Consider the following 17275-nt stretch of genomic DNA (forward strand, 5'->3'; position numbering starts at 1 on the left):
TAGTTGGAGGACGTCAGCAAGTTGCCGAAGGGGTGGGCGCCCGGTGTCTCCAGCCTCCCATGAGGAAACGGTTCGCCGCGTGACGCCACATGTGTCCGCGAGCTGCTTCTTCGTCAATCCACGCAGCTCGCGGGCTAGCTTCAGCCGGCTGGGGCTGAAGGAGTAGTCTCGATCATCCCCGGCGTCGAACGAGGTTGCTGTCACCCTCATCGTCATCGTCCTCATTTGGCATTTTCGGCGCAAGCACTCCGGAGACCATCAGTGCTTCGACCAGGATGCGCTCCGACCACTCGCTGACGTTCCCGTCACCGCTCATGTCAGTCGGTAGAGAGAACTCGATCCGAACGTCGTCGTCGGTCGGATGTACGACGAGGAACCACGTCTGGCAGTCCTCATCCTCCGGCAGCCGATCCACGTCGGCGGTGAACCCCAACGCCTCCAGGTCGAGCACCATCTGGTTCGGGTTGAAGTTGCGCCGAACTCGTTGGCTCGTCTTTGGCCCACGGCTTCGCTTCAGACGAGGACCCCGGCTGGGCTTCTCCTGGCCAGTGTCTTCATCGCCTGCGACGACCGTGATGCCGATCTTGAGGCTCGGAGAGTACACCGTCTCGTAGTTCCCGCTGCGGCCGATGCGCCAACCCTCGCTCTCGGGAAGCTTGCTCCTGAGCGCTGCCAGGGTCTCTGCCCACATCACGACGCCGGGGTATGTGACGGGGTAGTTGCCACCCGTCACTCGGCGGCGCGCTGTGTCGCCGACTCGGATAGAGGAGTGCAGCGTCTCCACGGAGAGATCAAGCTCTCGAAGTCGGGCGTCCGCGTCCTCGGGAAGCACGACTGGTCTGCGGCCTCTGGTCGACGGGCTTGGTTCGCTTGCGGCAGGACTAGTCACGGGCGCTCCTCATGAGACTTCCCGAAACCTTACCTCATCTGAGGTTGAAAAAGGGGAAGGCGCGGCTCGCTGCGCACCTCTGAAGGTCGGCACCGATCGAACGTATGTTTCAGATGGGGTGCAGTCAAGATTGGATTGGTAGTACAGCCATCCGTACAGCCAAGCCGTTCGACGGGCACGAGTGACGAGCGACAGCAGCCGACAAGCCGAGCGGGCCAGCGGCAGTGGCCGACATCAGCCGACAGGAGCCTTGATCTTTGCAAGGCCCGGGTCACGCAGACCGAAGTGCAGCAGCGGAGCGCAGCAATCGACCGACCCGCAGCGCCTCGCGCGGGACCGCCATGCGCCGATCGACGGCGCGGGCAGCCTGACCGGACCGCATCGACCGGAGCTGCGGAGCAGAAGGCCACCTACGTGAGGGGCCCTCCACAGGGCCTTGGTGACCTTCGATCAGAGGAACTAGAGCATTAGTACGATGCCAGCGGCAGCGATCAAGAGCCATGCGACCGATGGCAGAACGTAGGTGGCCATCGGACCAAACTCCCCAGGTCGCGAGTCGGGCGAGGGCGACGGCGCCGCCTTCGATGAAGAGCCGGTGGCGCCGGCAATGACCGATGGCGTGATCAGCTGGAGCGTCCGAGCGCCGAAGAGTAGGAGAACGAGCAAGCAGAAGACTAGCCAGGCGAGGCGCCACAAGACCGACGGCCGGGCGGCGATCTTTGCAATCACTACCGCGACCTCAGCCATAGGGACGCTCCCGGCCGGGTCCAACCGGAGCTTTCATTCGCGAACCCATCTGTCGCCGTCTGGATAGATGACGCCGACCCCGGCATGCCGTAGGTAGTCGAGGAGGTCTCCGCGGGGGCGGGATGGAACGAGGACACTGCGAACTGAAGCGTCGACGAAGCGACCGTAGTCGAGCAGCTGCCCTACGGCTTGACGTAGCTGCTCACGAGTGACGCTGCCCTTGGCCTCAACAAGCTCGCGCTTTGTCTCGTCCCATAGGTCGCTGTAGAGCGGCGATCCTTCGCCAGGCGGAATGATCCGCAACCGCCCCACTGCATGTCCCTGACTCTGCAGATAGTTTCGGTAGCGGCGAACCAAAGTGGCCTCGATCCGCTCAAGTTCGTACGGCTCGCGGTTGGGCGTCACGAAGCTGCGCTCGGTGTGCTGCTCCTCGACGGGCACCATGTTGACGACTGGTGCGGCGGTCGGCGTGATAGGTGTGCTGGGTAACTCGACGGGGACCTCGTTGCGAGGGCGGAGCCGGAAGACGATCACCTGTCGAAGGGCGACCTCGTTGCCCGTCTCGTGCGCGTCTCGTAGATAGGTGTCAACTAGCTCAAACTCCCCGAGGTAGGTGACCACAGGACCGTTGGCGAGGAAACCTTCGAGCGTTCGACCTTCCTCCTTGTGAAGCAAGATCGACTTGTTGCCTTGAGTAAATCTCTGATCTCCCTGCTGGCCTTCGCCGACGTAGTTCAGCAGACCTTGTTCATCCCAGCCGTCGTAGTACCCGTGCTGATGCCCGGTTCGGGGATCAGTAAAGAACATCACGACAGGGGCTTCACGGGACGGTGAAATTCCTCCCTGTCTCCGGCCGCCGAAGCGGGCATGGACCTCACGGCGGGGGAGCCGGTCTCCGGGATTCAATCCTGGCAGCATCTTTACCCTCAATTTTTAGCTAGGAAATTAAGGGTAAAACAGCGACCCATCGACGTCAAGCTCAGCAGTACGCGGGGGTCGCTGGCGAGCAGAGAGGCACCTCGCTGTTGATGTTGTTGATCCGCGCCGATGCAGGCGAGGGGTTCGGAAGTTGACCGCGCGCTCGCGGACTGCCCTGCGGGCGGCCTCCGGCCGTCCTCGGGCGCCCGCAGCGCCTCATCGGAAAGTCAGCAGATCGTCAGCGAACACCGCACCGCGTACCCCGCATTCGATCATGCTCGACGGCATGGACGATGCGTATGACCGCGTGGCACGGCATTCGATCACACTCCTTGCTACGTCAGGTCACTTTTCCCCAACGGGCTCGACTGGTCCGGGCATCCTGGTCACCCGCGATCCAAGGGTTGCGGAGCAGGCAGTCCAGAAGGCTCGTGGCAACACGCCCGCCGCCGGCAGACTGTCTCCCGCAGGTGTGTCGCCGGTCATGGAAGCGCCCCGACCGGCAAACTCCTCACATGCCGTCGATCAACTGGGACACCGTCGCCACATCCGCCGTGACCGCGCTCGTGGTGACCCTTGCCGTCGAGTACGCAGCGAAGCCCTGGCTCGAAGCCCGAAAAGAACGGATTCTCGGAGCGCTCCGCTCCCGGCGTGAGCTCTCGGCAGCCATCACGGGTGTTGCTCTGCCCGCCGCGTTCCTCTCCATCGACATGCCGAAAGACGCCAAGGGTGAGGTGAGGGAGAGTCTGCTCGCCGAGCGGAAACGACAATACGAGCGGTTGCGCGACCAGGCGCAGGCGCTCGTTGACTCCATGGACCGGCACGCCAGCACCTTCTTCGGCCCTTCGATGAACCTCGTCATCACGTACATCAGCACCGTGCAGGGGGTCATGCTGTCGACCCGTACTCGCCACGACAAGGCCCGCCTGATTCATGACCTGTCGAAGCAGATTGCGATGGTCCTCGACGGTCGGTGGTGGCAGGCGCCGGCCCGGATGCGCGCTATGTGGGAGTTGGATCGGCTGGCGAAGGGCAGCCAGGAGCAGGGCGGTGACGGGGAGCCGGAGCCGGTGAACGGACGGCAGGAAATCGCAAGCGCCACCTGACGAGCGGGTCGCCGCCGTGGCGGATGCCTACCTGCGTGAGCGGCTCTGCCCTTCAGCGGAGTCGACCTGGGTCGTCTCGTGCAGAGGGTGTGCAACGATCTTGCTCAACAGCGCCGGTGGCCAGCTCATATGCGCAGGTCACGGAGGAAGTAGCCAGCCGGTGTGAGTCGCCTTCCTAAACCGTGTGTCGCAGGTTCGAATCCTGCCGGGGGCACATCACAGAACTGCAAACGCGAAACGCGACTGGTCAGTCACTGATCGTGGAAACCGGTTTTGGGTTCGAGTAGACGATCAAGGATGCCCCGGCCGAGCGGCCGGGGCATCCGACGTTGGCTCGATGTATGAAGGCCGAACGCGTCAGAACCGGAACCCGAATAGGCCGCCTGATTCGTAGGCGTCGGTCAGGCGCTGTTCGAGCACGCGCCCGGTCGGATCGAAGCCTCGGCGGACGGCCTTGTCCAGCTCGTCGGAGTTAAGCGTGACGAGATACTGCATCTGCTCGCGGCGGGCGACCTCGGCAGCGAGGGTGAGTGCTCGGGCGACCTGTCGTTCGTCGACGCCGTCGAAGAGGTGGCTGTCGTGGACGAGGAAGTTCGGGGCGCGGCGTCCCCGGTGGCCGAGGACGGCGACGGTGAGGTCGAAACAGAAGATGACCATGTTGCCGATGCCGCCGCTGTTGTCGCTGGCGATGTGTGGGTCGATGCGCAGGCTGCTGTCGCCGGGTGAGAAGCGCAGGTAGGCTTCGCGGCCTTCGCCGTAGAGGGTTTGGGCGAACTCGGCGAACAGCACGACCGCTTCGTCGACTATTCGGCGGCGTTCGTCGATGTCTGCTTCGGTGGCCTGTTGCAGTGCGATGCGGTCGGTGGCGATGCTGCGGCGGCTGGCTTCCAGGGCCTGCGCCGCTTCGTACCTGTGGCGCAGTGCGGCGAGCATGGCCTGTTCTTGGGCGAGGACCTGCTGGAGCGTGGTGAGCGCGTCGAGAGCTCCGCCTTCGTTGAGGGCGCGCAGCACGGTAGCCAGTTCGGTGCCGAGGCGTTCCCGTTCGGCTTCGCGTTCGGTGAGGCGGGTGCGGATCGTAGCGGCTTCTTCGCCGAGGTAGCGGCGTCGGTTGCGTACGACGGAGTTGTGGAAGGCTTCGACGTCGGCGAAGCTGCGGCGGACCTGGTCGCTGAGGACGACGCCGAGTTCGGCGTAGGTGGATTCGAGGTAGGCGATGTCCGGGTCGACGGCTTCCTCGACGGCCTTTTCGAGGTCTGCCAGGTTGCGTCGGTCCAGGACGTCCTGGTTGCGCAGCGCCCGGATCCGTTGATCCATCTCGTCGGCGCGGCGGCGCAGGTTCTCGTACTCGGGCACGACGCGGAAACCGGCAACCTGCCGTTCGACTTCGTTGACGCGGTGTTCGGCGACGGCGATCTGACCGCGTAGCTCGGACGCCTTACCGACGATGCGCCCGAGGATCGGGTCGTTGGCTGCGTTGCGCAATTGCTTGCTGGTGGTCTCGCGGGCTTTGAGCGTGCGGTACCGGTCGGCCAGTTGCCAGTCCAGGCCGAGCAGGTAAGCCAGGTTGGTGGTTCCTTCAGCGTCGGAGTGCCGGGAGTGGGTGCGGGTGGGGCTGTTGAAGGCATGCGAGCTGATGCGGCGTATCAGGAAGGACAGCAGCGCCCGCCCGCTGACCCCGGGGTGCTCGGTCGGCAGCCGGAACAGATCGCGTTCGATGAGCCGCTGCCACTCCGGTAGCTGGATTTCACCGGCTCCCAGGTCGAGCTGGTCGGGGGCGGCACCGGGTGGCATGGGTCGCAAGCTGATCGCCGTGGTGCGTGATGCGCTTCGTTGCACGCGCAGCCCGTCGGGGATTCCTGGCCAGTCCAACCGGAGCCCAAACGTGGTGTTGCGCAACTGGCGGTGCGCGGGCAGTGAGTTCTTGTCGCCGCCACCGCCAAGGAGGAAGTGCAGCAGTTCGATCATGCTGGACTTGCCGGCGCTGTTGCGGCTGTCGGTGTCGCGGGAGGTGCTGGTCGTGTCGGCGACGAGGACGTTGAGACCGTCGTGGAAGTCGATGGTCTTGAAGCGTGGGTCAGAGGCGCTGAGTTGCCGCAGCATCCGCCCTCCTCGCCACGAGCAGTTCATCTTCCAGGTCGACCACCCCCAGCGCAAACAGGGCATCGAGGGCTAGGACAAACCACCAGAAAGGTACAGGTGCGTGGTGGCCGTGTGTGTGACGCCAGTGTCGGAGTGTCGCCCAGGCTTGGCTGACGGTCATCGGCCGGTCGAGGTTCTGCAGGATTTGGGCACCGACGGCAAGTAGGGACCGCTGCGGCGTGATGCCCTTCGTCGGCACGATCATGACGGCACGGCGTGCGCAGCGCTGGGCTGCCACCCAGACGGCGGCTCCTGGAAGATGTCGCAGGTCTCGAAGAAGTAGGCCAGCACCACCCACAGGGCGATCTCCATGCCGGCCCGGCCGCGCTGATTACCTGCGACGTACTTTTGCAGTTCAGTGACGACCTCGTCCGGATTTTGGTGTTGCTCGGCCATCTGCCGGTAGTAGGCGTTGAAGTCGGCGGCGACCTCGTCCCGCTCGGTCACGTCGGTAACGCCTTGGTAGTACTGCTCGACCAGGTGGGTGTGTCGCATGCCGAGGCGCAGCATTTCCTGATCGTCGTCGCTGAGGTCGTTGTAGTCCATCTTGAGCGCGGAGACCTCGCGCGGCGCGGCCCGCCCGTTGGCGCGTCTCCGGTTCTCCACGAGGTGTTGCAGCAGCGGTGCAAGGTCGTCCAGGCCGACGCCATAGACGAGGTTCTCGACCTGGATCGGTGCCCGGAGTAGGTCTTCGATCTCGTGCCGCAGCAGGTCGAACAGTTTGCGCAGGAGGTGTGGCGGGCCCATGGGTTCAAATTCGATGGCTGGATGGTCACGCCGGGCCTGTGCCAGCAGGCGCGTGACCTCCGGGTGCAGTCCTCGGGCGTCGTTGTAGACGAACACGAACGCCTTGAACTCGCCGGGCCGCTTCCGCAGCGCCTTCGCCAGGTCGCCGCCGAACTTCCCGCCGACCTTGACGGCGTCGAAGACCTCAGGGGCATAGCACGCGTATAGGCGGCCGTTGTGCAGCCGCAGCCCGTCCGCCCCGAGGTCGCCGAGGTTGCCATGGGTGCGGACCTGCACGAAGTCGGCGTACCGCGCCGACATGAGCCGGTGGAAAAAGTCCTCGAACGCGTCGCCGTGCAGCGACACCATTAGCTCTCGGTACACGAACTTGACGTACATCCGCTCGTGGAAGTTCAAGACCGTCAACCAGCCACCTCCACCGAAGCCGAGCGTGCATCGAACGTAACGTAAGGTAGTGGATTCTGTGAAGGACGCCATCAACCGAACGCCCGGTGTCTAACCCCGCGCCGGCTTGCGCAGCCACGATGCTCCACCTAGGTTCACCCGCGCAGGCCTGCCCTTCCCATGCGGCTCCTGCTGCACACCTGGGTCTGGGTCGTCCAAAATCGCGTCGGTGGCGTCGTACATGCTGGGATTGAGCTGCCAGACCGCATGCCAAGCCGAAGTCGGGTCCTCAAGCGGCGAGTATCCGGCGAGCTCAACGAACTCGCGCTCACGGGTGTCATCGACCGCGTCAGCCACGGTCGACAACCCGGTCAGCAGGTGGCCACGATGTCTGTAGGTCCTACGGTAATGGGGCTACCGCGTCCGCGTCGCGTCGGGCTCCATGGACGTCGGCTACTTCGCCGACCCAACAGCAAGTTGATCAAGACGAACGCGTCGCTGCCATCGCACCAAGACGGCGGCAATGAGTGTTCTGCGGCCACTCGGACTGTCAGGCGACGGGACGCCAGATCGGCAGGCCGAGCCTGTCAGGCGTCTTCGACAGGAAGGCCAGGCTGTGGTGAGCCCGGGTGACGGCGACGTAGAGCGAACAGGCAGTGGCTGGTTCGAGCGGCTTGTTGGACCGCACGAAGCTCTCCATCTTGGTGGTCGGAGCCACAAGGACGTGGTCAGCGCCCATGCCCTTGGCGAGGCCGATGTTCGGGAGCGGTAGATCGACTTCCTTCCAGCTGCCTGCGTTGTAGCGCAGGCAAAGCGGCTTGAACGCCTGGAGGTACGCTTCGGTGTCGTCGACACTGACGACGAAGATGCCGCTGTGCGGGACGGTGTGCTGGTTTCTGGAGACCGTGGGCTCGAAGCCCACTCGGGTCCGAAGACCGAGTCGGCGAAGGTCGCAATGGTTTGGTTGCAGCGCCAGGTTTCGGCTGCGTGCAAAATCTTCAGTCGCTCCTTGTCGGCCTGCAGATCGAACCAACCCTTGATCTCTACACCCTTGTACTGCCGGTGCTTGGGGTCCCGATCGTTGGTGTTGAGGATCGCCTGCCTGATGTCGCTCACCATGTAAAGGTCGAGTGGCGATTTCATCAGGAGGGCGAGGATCTCCAGGTCCCACCCATTGAGATCCTGGACCTCGTCGATCCACGCCTCGTCGTAGATGCGGCTAATGCGATCGAGCGGAGCTCCTGGCTCGCGTCGTTCGTCTTGTGAGCCAGGTTGGCGAGGGGGGCCTCCGGTGCTCAGACCAGTATTTTTGGAGTTCTTGAACGTCGGTTACTGGCCCATCCGTCGTGTTCTGCAGAAGACGCGACACCCGAGGGCCAGGCGCCACTGACCCGACAAGAGACCATAGGAGCCTAGATGGCAGCACTGAACCGCATTTTCAAGGCGTGGAAACCTGTCCTGGCCAGCGCTCTGGTTCTGGCGGGTCTGGCCACCGCTTCGACGCCGGCCGCCGCCGCGTCAACCAACCGGATCGGACTCTGCAACAAGGCGACCTACACGTCGTACCTGGATTTCCCCGCACGTGGGGGGTTCCGGAGCTACATGGTGGCACCGGGCGATTGCTGGAGTTCCGCCTTCACCGTCGGCAAGCGGGAGGTGGTCGTCGTGTATGCCGCCTTCGGCCTCAGCCGTGACACGTATATCGGCTACCGCGAGGTCAGCACGGACGTCAAAAATGTGTTCCGGACCTACGGCACGGTTGACGCCCCCTCTTTCACCCTTAGCAGAAACTGAATCACGGCAAGATCGCACTCCATCCGACCCGCGCGCCCGGCAAGACACGGTACAGGTGGAGCAGGCGCCACTGACCCGACAAGAGACCATAGGAGCCTAGATGGCAGCACTGAACCGCATTTTCAAGGCGTGGAAACCTGTCCTGGCCAGCGCTCTGGTTCTGGCGGGTCTGGCCACCGCTTCGACGCCGGCCGCCGCCGCGTCAACCAACCGGATCGGACTCTGCAACAAGGCGACCTACAGTGCGCTCCTGCTCTTTCCCAACACCTTGAGGGGCTCCTATTTGAGCGAATTGGTGGCTCCAGGAAAGTGTTGGAGCGCTACAATCAATGCCGGCAGCAGGGAGCCGGTCGACGTATTTGCGTTCAATTCGAGCCGTGAACCCAGATACGTCATTTCCGCGTCGGTCAATACGAATGTCAAGAACGTGTTCCGGACCTACGGCACGTACGACGCGCCCTATATCACTCTTCTCCGAGACTGACGACCGCCGAAGCAGGACACGGGGGCGCCACGCCTGAGAGAGGACGTCCTTTGTGGTCGACTGCCGGAGCAGATCGATCGGCGAAGCCCGTGACCAGGATGTTGCCTGGTCACGGGCTTCGGGTTAATACTCCAGCCGCACCTGGTGGAGTTGGAGTCTTCGCTGGTAGTGGGCTGTTCTGGCGCGGTATTGGTGTCGTCGTCGCCATCGTGACCATCGATGGATGTGGTCGAAGGGTCGGGTGGTGGTGATCAGGTGTGCCAGGAGACGGCGGACCTCGCCGAGGGTGAGAGGAATGAGGCCGTCATCGGATTCAGTGCCCCCTTTTTGGCGTGGGCGGCGGTGACGGCGAGGTAGGCGTGGGCGCACAGGACGAGGGTTATGTGCCGGTACCAGGCGTCGTAGCGGCGCACCTGATAATGGTCCAGGCCGACCTCGGTCTTGGCGGTCTGGAAGCACTCCTCGATCGCCCACCGAGTCCCGGTGGTCCGGATGAGGGTCTCGTCGCTGGTGTCGGCAGGGCCGCAGCACAGGTAGTAGGCCAGGTCCGTGGGGTTGGTGATGCTGCGGCGGATCAGCAGCCAGTGGCCGTGTCCGTTAACCGTGCCGGGTGGGGAGTGTAGCCAGGTCCGGAACTTCGAGTCCTGCCCGTAGGCCTCGTCGGCGGTGACCCACCGTGCCGGCAGTCCGGCGGTGATGGCGCGTTCGAGCATCCGCAGTCCCAGCGCGGGTTTCGTGGCGAACCCGACGCTGGCTGCGATGCCGGCTGCCTCACGACGGGCGGGGTCATCGCACCAGCCGCGGGGTAGATACAACTCACGGTCGACCAGGGTGCGCCCGGACGGGCTGGCATAGGCCAGGAAAACCCCGAGCTGGCAGTTCTCCGTCCGCCCGGCCGTGCCGGAGTACTGACGCTGCACCCCCGCCGACTTGATCCCCTTCTTCAGGAATCCGGTCTCATCGACGACCAGCACTCCGTCGTCATGACCGAGGTGCTCGGACACGTAGGCGAACAGGTCATCGCGGACAGCCTCCGGATCCCACGCCGACCTGTTGAGCAGCCGCTACATCCGGTCCGGGGTGGCGTCACCGGCCGCCTCGGCCAAGGTCCAACCGTTCTTGCTCGCCAAAGGCGACAACAACCCGACCAGGTAAGTCAGCGCCTACCGACGCGGCTCTGTACGTCCGAACCGGTGCGCGAACCGCGCCAGCAGATCACCCAGACCCACCCGCCAGCCCACAATCTCATCGATCAACACAAGCACGGAGCCTGCCCGCGCTGCCACCGACCACAACAGACAGACAGTACGACCACGCAACCCGCGCACCGAATAGCCTCGACATCCGCAGCTACGTGGCCAACTCCGACATACATCACGCCCACGAGCTGCCAAAACTTCGTGTCAGGCAAATGCGGCTCGAGTATTAGACCGGGGCCACCTGTCAGCTACGGCGGATGATCCATTTTCCATAGCGCTCGACCTGGCCGGAGCCGTAATCGCTATGCGACGTGATCGAGGTCGGGGAGCAGGACTACATGCACGGACGCAGTGATCTGACTACACGAGTCACCCGTGTCCATGATCGGGTCCGGACGCGCGGCCACGGGTCGTCGAACGGGGAAGGTCTGGCGCTACGGGTAGACGGCACCCCGCTCGGCCCAAGCCCGCGAACGGCACTCGTTCGATTGCGCGCCTTGCGCGTTACGTCATCGTCGGGGCCGTAGTGAGCACGACCTACGGTGGGTGCTGCCCCGACTTCGTGGTTCGCGTCGGCGACCGACGGCGACGGTCACGAGCTGCCCGGGACGGGATCCGAGGCATAGGCGCGCACGGGCATCCCGCAGTTCGGTCGCGAGCGAACGTGAAGCTCGGACGAAACACCGCACAGAGTGGCGGGACTGCGTAGATTCTGAGAGAGCGTTTCGCATGTCTGTCAGTCGGGTGTGTTGAAGGTGCAGCGTTGTTGGCGGGTGGCGGGTCCGCCTCGGGTGAGGCGGGCGAGCATGCCGGCGATGGCGGCCCAGCGGATCATGGCCTCTGAGGTGGTGGGGCGGGTTTCGTAGTCGCGGGCCAGTCGGCGGTGGGTGGTGAGCCAGGCCAGGGTCCTCTCCACCACCCAGCGGCGGCGGTGCACCACGAACCCTTGCTGGTCGGCGGGTTTCCGCACGATCTCCAGGCTGGTGCGGAGGGTGTCGCGGGTCCAGTCGACCAGGCGGCCGGCGAACCCGGAGTCGGCGAACACGTGCCGGATCGGGGTCGCCACATAGGTGGCGATCAGGGCGCCCTTCGCGCCGTCGCGGTCTTGCCACGAGGCGGCCAGGACCCAGACGGTGACCAGCAGGCCCAGGGTGTCGGTCACGATGAACCGCTTGCGACCGTTGGTCTTCTTCCCGCTGTCGTAGCCTCGGGTGTCACCGTGCACGGTGTCCGCGGCCCGGACCGACTGGGAGTCGATGATCCCCGCCGTGGGCTGCGGCTGCCAGTCGTGGGCCAGACGGACCTGTTCTCGCAGTTCGGTGAGGATCCGCTCGGTCACACCCCGCCGGTTCCACCGTTGGAAGTGCGAGTACACGGTCTGCCAGGGCGGGAAGTCCACCGGCAGGTACCGCCACGCACACCCGGTCCGCACCACGTACAGGATGCCGTCGACGACCGCCCGACGAGCATGCTTCTCCGGCCTGCCCATCCACTGCGGCGACGGCAGCATCGGCTCAACGATCTCCCACTCGCTGTCGGTCAGGTCAGACGGATACCGCCGCACTCGATCCATACCCGTCTACCGACCGGACCCGACCCATCGATCGGAGCCACTGTGCGACACACCCGACCAGCACACATCCCAAACGCGCTCTGAGACAGAGCCGGAATCGACACACCCCCCACCCTTCAGACCATCGCTGGGCATCTACTCTGTAAGCGGCAGCCACAGACGAATCTTGGTGCCACGGCCCCACACAGTAGGCGCGCGGGGCTTGCGCAGTCGTCAGTCCCTGAGACAGGTGTAGTAGGGCCTGTCTTTCGTGCCGTAGGTCCGGAACACGTTCTTCACGCTCGTGTTGACCCAGACAGTGCCGAGATGGTAGCCCTGGCTAAGGTCGAAGCCAAAGTGTGCATACACCTCGACCTGCTCCGTGCGGCCAGCGGCGAACAAGCCGCTCCAACATTTGCCCGGCGCTACCGCGAAGGTCGTGAACCCGTTTTGTGCGGGAAACCTCAGGAAAGAATTGTAGGTCGCTTTGTTGCAGAGTCCGATCCGGTTGGTCGACGCGGCGGCGGTCGGGGTCGCTGCGGTGGTCGGGGTCGCTGCGGTGGCCGGGGTAACCACGGTGGCCGCGGTCGCGGCGGTGACCAAACATGCTAGGAGCAGAGCGCTGACCGTGACGGGTCGCCACGCCTTGAGGATGCGGTTGAGTGCTGCCATCAGGACTCCTGAGATCTTGTCGGGGTCAGCTGCGCCTGACCCTCGCCGGCCATGTCTTCTGCAGAAGACGGATGCGACCACGTCCGGCGTTCAACCTCAACGACGTCTCGTACGTACGTAAATGGGTGGCTGGTCTATGATGGATCATGTCGGGGCGCAGGTGATCTCGGCGGGCCGCCAGGAGTGGATCTTCCCGTTCACCGGGCTGTAGCCCGCCCAGTTCCGCAGGCTGGTCCGGCTGGTCGCCGAGCGTGGCGGAGACGTGATCGCTGATGGTCGGCCGGGCCGGCAGTGGTCGCTCGACCTCGCCGACCGGGTACTGCTGGTCGCCGCTTACTGGCGCACGAACCTGACGATGCGGCAGGTCGGCCCGCTGTTCGGGGTGTCGCACTCCGCCGCTCACAGGGTGATCGACACTCTCGGCCCGCTGCTGGCGCTCACCGCGGGACGTCGTTGTCGGGTCGACCAGATCAGCATCGTCGACGACAACGCTCATCCCGACCCGCGACCCCCGCCTGGCCGCCCCGAGCAAGAACTACCGCTACTCGACGAACCTGCAGGTCGCCATCGACGCCCACACCCGCCTGGTCGTGGCCCTCGGTAATCCGCAGCCCGGCAACCGCAACGACACCATCGTCTACCGCACCTCAGGCATCGACCAGAAACTCGCCGGACGCCCCGTCATGGCCGACGGCGCCTACCGCGGCAACCTCGATGTGATCATCCCCTACCGCAAACCCTCCGACGGCGGCGAACTGCCCGAGTGGAAGGAGAACCTGGACAAGCAACACCGCAGCGTCCGCGCCCAGGCCGAACACGCTCTGGCCCGTATGAAGGCCTTCAAGATCCTGCGCGACTACCGCCGCGCCGCCCACACATTGACCGACACCGCCGCCGGCATCGCCCAACTACACCAACATCATCCAGCTCGGGTGACACCAGCACCGGCACCGGACAACACCTTCAACGAGTTACGAGACGTCGTGCGCCACGTCTGACGCGGCGATCAAGGATTCTGGAGTTTCGTGAACGCAGGGCATGGCGTATCCGTCGTTTGCAAAGACGCGGTACACGTAGGTCAGGCGCACCTGACCCGACAAGATTGCAGGAGTCCAGATGGCAGCAGTTAACCGCATCCTCAAGGCGTGGAGGCCTTTCCTGGCCGGCGCTCTGGTTCTGGCGGGTTTGGCCGCCGCGGCGACCCCGGCCGCCGCTGCGTCAACCAACCGGATCGGGCTCTGCAACAAGGCGAACTACACGTCCTTCCTCGATTTCCCCTTGCGTGACGGGTTCTACACCTTTGAGGTGGCACCAGGAAAGTGTTGGAGTGGCACAATTACCGCTGGCAGCAGGGAGTCGGTCCGCGTGTTTGCGCTCCGTCCAAACGAGTTCAAGTATATCGGCTCCGCAGGGATCAACACGAATGTCAAGAACGTGATCCGTACCTACGGCACGATCAACGCTCCCTACTTCACCATTTCTAGGGACTGACGGCTGTAAATCTTATACGCATGCTGATTTATGGGCCATGGCAACGGACCCAGGTCCGCTTTAGATGCGAAAACGGCACACCTGCCGCATGCACCATTGCATCCTCGATCATAGGAGTCTATATGGCAGCGATTAATCGCATTGTCAGTGCGTGGAGGCCTTTACTGGCCGGCGCTCTGGTTCTGGCGGGTTTGGGCACTGCGGCGACCCCGGCCGCCGCTGCGTCAACCAACCGGATCGGGCTCTGCAACAAGGCGAACTACACGTCCTTCCTCCAGTTCCCGACGCGCGGCGGATACATAAGCAACTTGGTGGCGCCCGGCAAGTGTTGGAGTACCGTAGTCGACGCTGGCAGCAGAACGTCGGTCGACGTGTTCGCATACAGTCCGAGCGGTGAAACTAAGTACATCATATCCGCATCGATCAACACGAACGTCAAGAACGTGATCCGGACCTACGGCACGTTTGGCGCGCCTTATATCACTCTTCTCAGAGACTGACGATCGCGGAAGCCCCGCGCGCCCGACGGTGCGCGGGGCTAACTTGATCTTTAACTAGTGCCTCGTCAAGCTGCCTTGAACGGGTAATCCGGATGGCGGATCTTAAAGTTCGTGGCGAATGTGGATTTCGGTTTGGCGCGCTGGTTGTGCCAGCGGATGTAGTCGCCGATGGCGACGTCCTGGTCGGCGTGGCTGCGGTGGTCGGTGCCGTTGAGGGCGAAGTACCGCCCTGCGGCGAACTCGGCTTCGATCCAGTTCAGCCAGGATGCATAGGCCGGTAGGAACACCAGGTCGACGTGGTTGGTGGTGCACCAGGCGCGGACCTCGGGATGCTTGTGCGGTGAGAAGTTGTCCACGATGAGGTTGCGGCGTTGGTCGGGCCAGCGGCGGCGCAGGGTCTTGAGGAAGCTGAGGAACTCCCGCCAGCGTTGCGGTCGCGGATCCGGTAGCGCAGGCGTCCGGTGGTCAGGTCCAGGGCGGCGATCATGTGGCGTACGCCCTGGTCGCGGGAGTAGGTGGCTCGCAGCCGCACCGGCCGTCCGTGGGGTCGCCATGCCCGGCCGGGGCGGGGTTGCAGGTTCAGCGGCCCGAACTCGTCCACGCAGAGCACCCTGCCGTCGACCGGTGGGTACCGGGACCCCGCGACCTCGGTCAAGGATCTGGTCCTGTCCCACGGTGCCGCCGCGGCCCGGTCGGTGTCCTGGCGTGACGGCTCCCGCACCCGCGCAGGCCAGCCGGTGAAGATGCGCTCCCGGTTCGTGTTCCTGCGGGTCCGGCCAGCCGGGCGGATCCTGCTCGCCGCCCACCGCGACCAGGACCTACCCGAAGCGTGGCTGATCGCCGAATGGCCACCCGACCACGACGAACCCACCAAGTACTGGCTGTCGAACCTGCCCGCCACCACGCCGAAACGCACCCTCATCCGATGGGCGAAACTCCGCTGGCGCATCGAACACGACTACCGCGAACTGAAAACCGGACTCGGCCTCGACCACTACGAAGGCCGCACCTGGCAAGGCTGGCACCACCACGTCACCCTCGTATCCGCCGCCCACGCCTTCTGCACCCTGCAACGCCTCGACCCAAAAGCCCCCGCGCCGGCCTGACCCTCTACGCCCTACTCCGCGAACTACAAGCCCTCCTGGCCAGGCTGATCGGCGCATGCCCCACCTGCAAAACCCGCTTCCCCACACGAAGAAAACCCCGAGACCGTCTCCGATCATGACAAAGCACTACTAGCAGTTCGCCAGCGTCTCGGTCAGGACCCTCAGTAGTTCTGCGTGGTGGGGTGCTGGGCCGTTGATATGCCCGGGGACGCCGTCCTTGCCGATCATGTGACGTAGTTCGTCCAGCCGGTACACCCAGTATGTGCGATGCGCCGGGTTTGCTTCGCAGCAGGCCACGTCATGCAGCGCTGCCCGCCAGGCGTCCACGAAGGCTGGCTGCTGGGCTTCTTCGGCGGTCATCCCAAGAGTTACGGCTACTGCGCTGAACACCGTGGCGTTCCACCGCCCGTCGTCGACTCGTCCCTGGTGCTCGCCCAGTACTCCGGCGGCCAGAGTGGTGGCCAGGGCGCGGGCTCGCTCGTCCCGGTACATCAGCCGCAGCAGCCGGTCGTCCCACGGCTTGCGGGACAACGGGGCCGATTTCGGTTGCAGGTAGTCGAGGGCGAAGGTGACCGACAGACGGTCGGGCACCGTGTCGAGCGGCTCCATCTCGAAGAACCGGATCGGCTCGGTGGGCTGGTAACGGGGCTCGACCGAGTCGACCGGATCGATGTCGCCGCCGGCCTCCTGCACCAGTTCGAGCACGGCCTCGAAGGTGGGGAAAAGCCGGTTGCCCGGATCATGCTGAATCAGATCTCGCAACTCCTGAACGACCGACGGGCGCAGCAGTTCGGCGGTGTTGTCGCGTAGGAAATCTTCTACCTGTGGCCAGTCCTGCTGCTCGAGCCATTCCGACAGCATGTCGGAGACGCGTGGCCGGACGGGGGCCGACGATGCTTCGCTGGCCGCCACGAACAGGGCCGGGGTGAACGACGGCGCGGACCATTGCGGCGTACCGTCCTGGCCGGTCACCTGCCACCGCGTGTCGGGATCGGTGCTGTCCGGGCTTACTACCGGCAGCCCGTAGCGGTTCACAAGTGTCGTCAGTTCGGCGGCGGGCGCGGTGGCGAGAACCAGCGGCCGTTGATCACGATGACCGAACCGCAGGAGCGCCATTGCGAGCGCGGTGAGCGTAGCGCTCTGCGGCCCAAGCCCGGCACCGACCTCGACCACGACCACCGGACGTGCCGAGGAGCGTGCCGACTCCACCACCGCCTCCGCGACCGGCCACTGGCGCCACCTGCCAAGGTCACCCACGACCAGTACCCAATTGTCGTACTCGGCGCCCATGGGCGCGCCAATCCGAGGCGCACCGAACGGCACCAGCTGCTTCCCGGTCGCATTCTCGAGTGCCGCGATCGTCCTGTTGATTGCTTCATAAGCGGCCACGGCACTCTGGCCCTTGTCAAATATTGGTGTCAAGACCTTGAACGAGTCACCAAAAGGTTGGTCGAGCGGAATAGACTGTAGGAACAGTCTGAACTCATCGGGCTCAACGTTGGGTTCCAGAAGCTTCTTGACCCGGCTGTGTTGTTGCCACCAAGTCT

General features: G+C 64.5%; 16 protein-coding genes and 4 pseudogenes. 8 read left to right on the plus strand and 12 right to left on the minus strand.

Features of this window, described 5'->3' with window-relative positions; all coding sequences use genetic code 11:
* The 3 genes and pseudogenes from ACWDVW_RS09880 to ACWDVW_RS09890 all read right to left on the minus strand — a co-directional run.
* Positions 1–225: pseudogene (locus tag ACWDVW_RS09880) on the minus strand (helix-turn-helix transcriptional regulator); the annotation flags it as partial.
* Complete coding sequence (locus ACWDVW_RS09885) at positions 173–832, minus strand: hypothetical protein (protein ID WP_449946504.1); 660 nt, start codon at positions 830–832, stop codon at positions 173–175. The gene ACWDVW_RS09885 and the pseudogene ACWDVW_RS09880, both read right to left, overlap by 53 nt.
* An 837-nt stretch (positions 833–1669) precedes the next feature.
* Positions 1670–2443, minus strand: coding sequence for a hypothetical protein (locus ACWDVW_RS09890; protein ID WP_449946505.1), 774 nt, complete (start codon positions 2441–2443; stop codon positions 1670–1672).
* A 626-nt stretch (positions 2444–3069) separates the two neighbouring features.
* On the opposite strand from ACWDVW_RS09890, the gene ACWDVW_RS09895 reads away from it, so the two are divergent.
* Entirely contained in the window at positions 3070–3660 is a 591-nt protein-coding gene (locus ACWDVW_RS09895; protein ID WP_449946507.1) for a hypothetical protein, read from the plus strand.
* 357 nt (positions 3661–4017) lie between these two features.
* Here ACWDVW_RS09895 and ACWDVW_RS09900 read toward each other — a convergent pair whose 3' ends face one another.
* The 4 genes from ACWDVW_RS09900 to ACWDVW_RS09915 all read right to left on the minus strand — a co-directional run bounded on the left by ACWDVW_RS09900 (position 4018) and on the right by ACWDVW_RS09915 (position 7852).
* Positions 4018–5760 carry an ABC-three component system protein gene (locus ACWDVW_RS09900; protein ID WP_449946508.1) on the minus strand — a complete coding sequence of 581 codons (1743 nt, stop codon included), beginning with the start codon at positions 5758–5760 and terminating at the stop codon, positions 4018–4020.
* Positions 5735–6004 (minus strand): ABC-three component system middle component 6, encoded by a 270-nt coding sequence (locus ACWDVW_RS09905; RefSeq protein WP_449946510.1) that lies wholly within the window; start codon positions 6002–6004, stop codon positions 5735–5737. The genes ACWDVW_RS09900 and ACWDVW_RS09905 overlap by 26 nt, the downstream gene beginning before the upstream one ends.
* A complete protein-coding gene (locus ACWDVW_RS09910; RefSeq protein ID WP_449946512.1) occupies positions 6001–6951 on the minus strand; it encodes an ABC-three component system protein in 951 nt (316 codons plus the stop codon). Before ACWDVW_RS09910 ends, ACWDVW_RS09905 begins: the two co-directional genes overlap by 4 nt.
* Positions 6952–7480: 529 nt before the next feature.
* Positions 7481–7852: a hypothetical protein gene (locus ACWDVW_RS09915; protein WP_449946513.1), complete on the minus strand. Its 372-nt coding sequence runs from the start codon at positions 7850–7852 to the stop codon at positions 7481–7483.
* Positions 7853–7917: 65 nt separating this feature from the next.
* Here ACWDVW_RS09915 and ACWDVW_RS09920 point away from each other — a divergent pair, with 65 nt between their 5' ends.
* From ACWDVW_RS09920 to ACWDVW_RS09930, 3 genes are all read left to right on the plus strand, one after another.
* Positions 7918–8196, plus strand: coding sequence for a hypothetical protein (locus ACWDVW_RS09920; RefSeq protein WP_449946515.1), 279 nt, complete (start codon positions 7918–7920; stop codon positions 8194–8196).
* 150 nt (positions 8197–8346) lie between these two features.
* Positions 8347–8724, plus strand: coding sequence for a hypothetical protein (locus tag ACWDVW_RS09925; protein ID WP_449946516.1), 378 nt, complete (start codon positions 8347–8349; stop codon positions 8722–8724).
* A gap of 100 nt (positions 8725–8824) precedes the next feature.
* The gene (locus ACWDVW_RS09930) at positions 8825–9208 is read left to right on the plus strand and encodes a hypothetical protein (protein ID WP_449946517.1); all 384 of its coding nucleotides are present in this window, start codon (positions 8825–8827) and stop codon (positions 9206–9208) included.
* Between the two features lie 251 nt (positions 9209–9459).
* On the opposite strand, the pseudogene ACWDVW_RS09935 reads toward ACWDVW_RS09930, so the two are convergent.
* From ACWDVW_RS09935 to ACWDVW_RS09945, 3 genes and pseudogenes are all read right to left on the minus strand, one after another.
* A pseudogene (locus ACWDVW_RS09935) lies at positions 9460–10464 on the minus strand (IS701 family transposase).
* Between the two features lie 679 nt (positions 10465–11143).
* Positions 11144–11980: an IS5 family transposase gene (locus ACWDVW_RS09940; RefSeq protein WP_449946519.1), complete on the minus strand. Its 837-nt coding sequence runs from the start codon at positions 11978–11980 to the stop codon at positions 11144–11146.
* A 213-nt stretch (positions 11981–12193) separates the two neighbouring features.
* Positions 12194–12631, minus strand: coding sequence for a hypothetical protein (locus ACWDVW_RS09945; protein WP_449946520.1), 438 nt, complete (start codon positions 12629–12631; stop codon positions 12194–12196).
* A gap of 139 nt (positions 12632–12770) precedes the next feature.
* On the opposite strand from ACWDVW_RS09945, the pseudogene ACWDVW_RS09950 reads away from it, so the two are divergent.
* From ACWDVW_RS09950 to ACWDVW_RS09960, 3 genes and pseudogenes are all read left to right on the plus strand, one after another.
* Positions 12771–13545: pseudogene (locus tag ACWDVW_RS09950) on the plus strand (transposase family protein); the annotation flags it as partial.
* A 202-nt stretch (positions 13546–13747) separates the two neighbouring features.
* Positions 13748–14122, plus strand: a complete 375-nt coding sequence (locus ACWDVW_RS09955) for a hypothetical protein (protein WP_449946522.1) — start codon at positions 13748–13750, stop codon at positions 14120–14122.
* 122 nt (positions 14123–14244) lie between these two features.
* Complete coding sequence (locus ACWDVW_RS09960) at positions 14245–14622, plus strand: hypothetical protein (protein WP_449946524.1); 378 nt, start codon at positions 14245–14247, stop codon at positions 14620–14622.
* A 65-nt stretch (positions 14623–14687) separates the two neighbouring features.
* Here the strand turns inward: ACWDVW_RS09960 and ACWDVW_RS09965 are convergent, their stop codons facing one another.
* Complete coding sequence (locus tag ACWDVW_RS09965) at positions 14688–15176, minus strand: transposase (RefSeq protein ID WP_449946525.1); 489 nt, start codon at positions 15174–15176, stop codon at positions 14688–14690.
* A gap of 75 nt (positions 15177–15251) precedes the next feature.
* On the opposite strand from ACWDVW_RS09965, the pseudogene ACWDVW_RS09970 reads away from it, so the two are divergent.
* Positions 15252–15728: pseudogene (locus ACWDVW_RS09970) on the plus strand (transposase); the annotation flags it as partial.
* A 129-nt stretch (positions 15729–15857) separates the two neighbouring features.
* Here the strand turns inward: ACWDVW_RS09970 and ACWDVW_RS09975 are convergent.
* A partial coding sequence (locus ACWDVW_RS09975; RefSeq protein ID WP_449946526.1) for a hypothetical protein occupies positions 15858–17275 on the minus strand: 1418 nt, incomplete at its 5' end.

It is taken from the genome of Micromonospora sp. NPDC003241 (genome assembly GCF_053589795.1).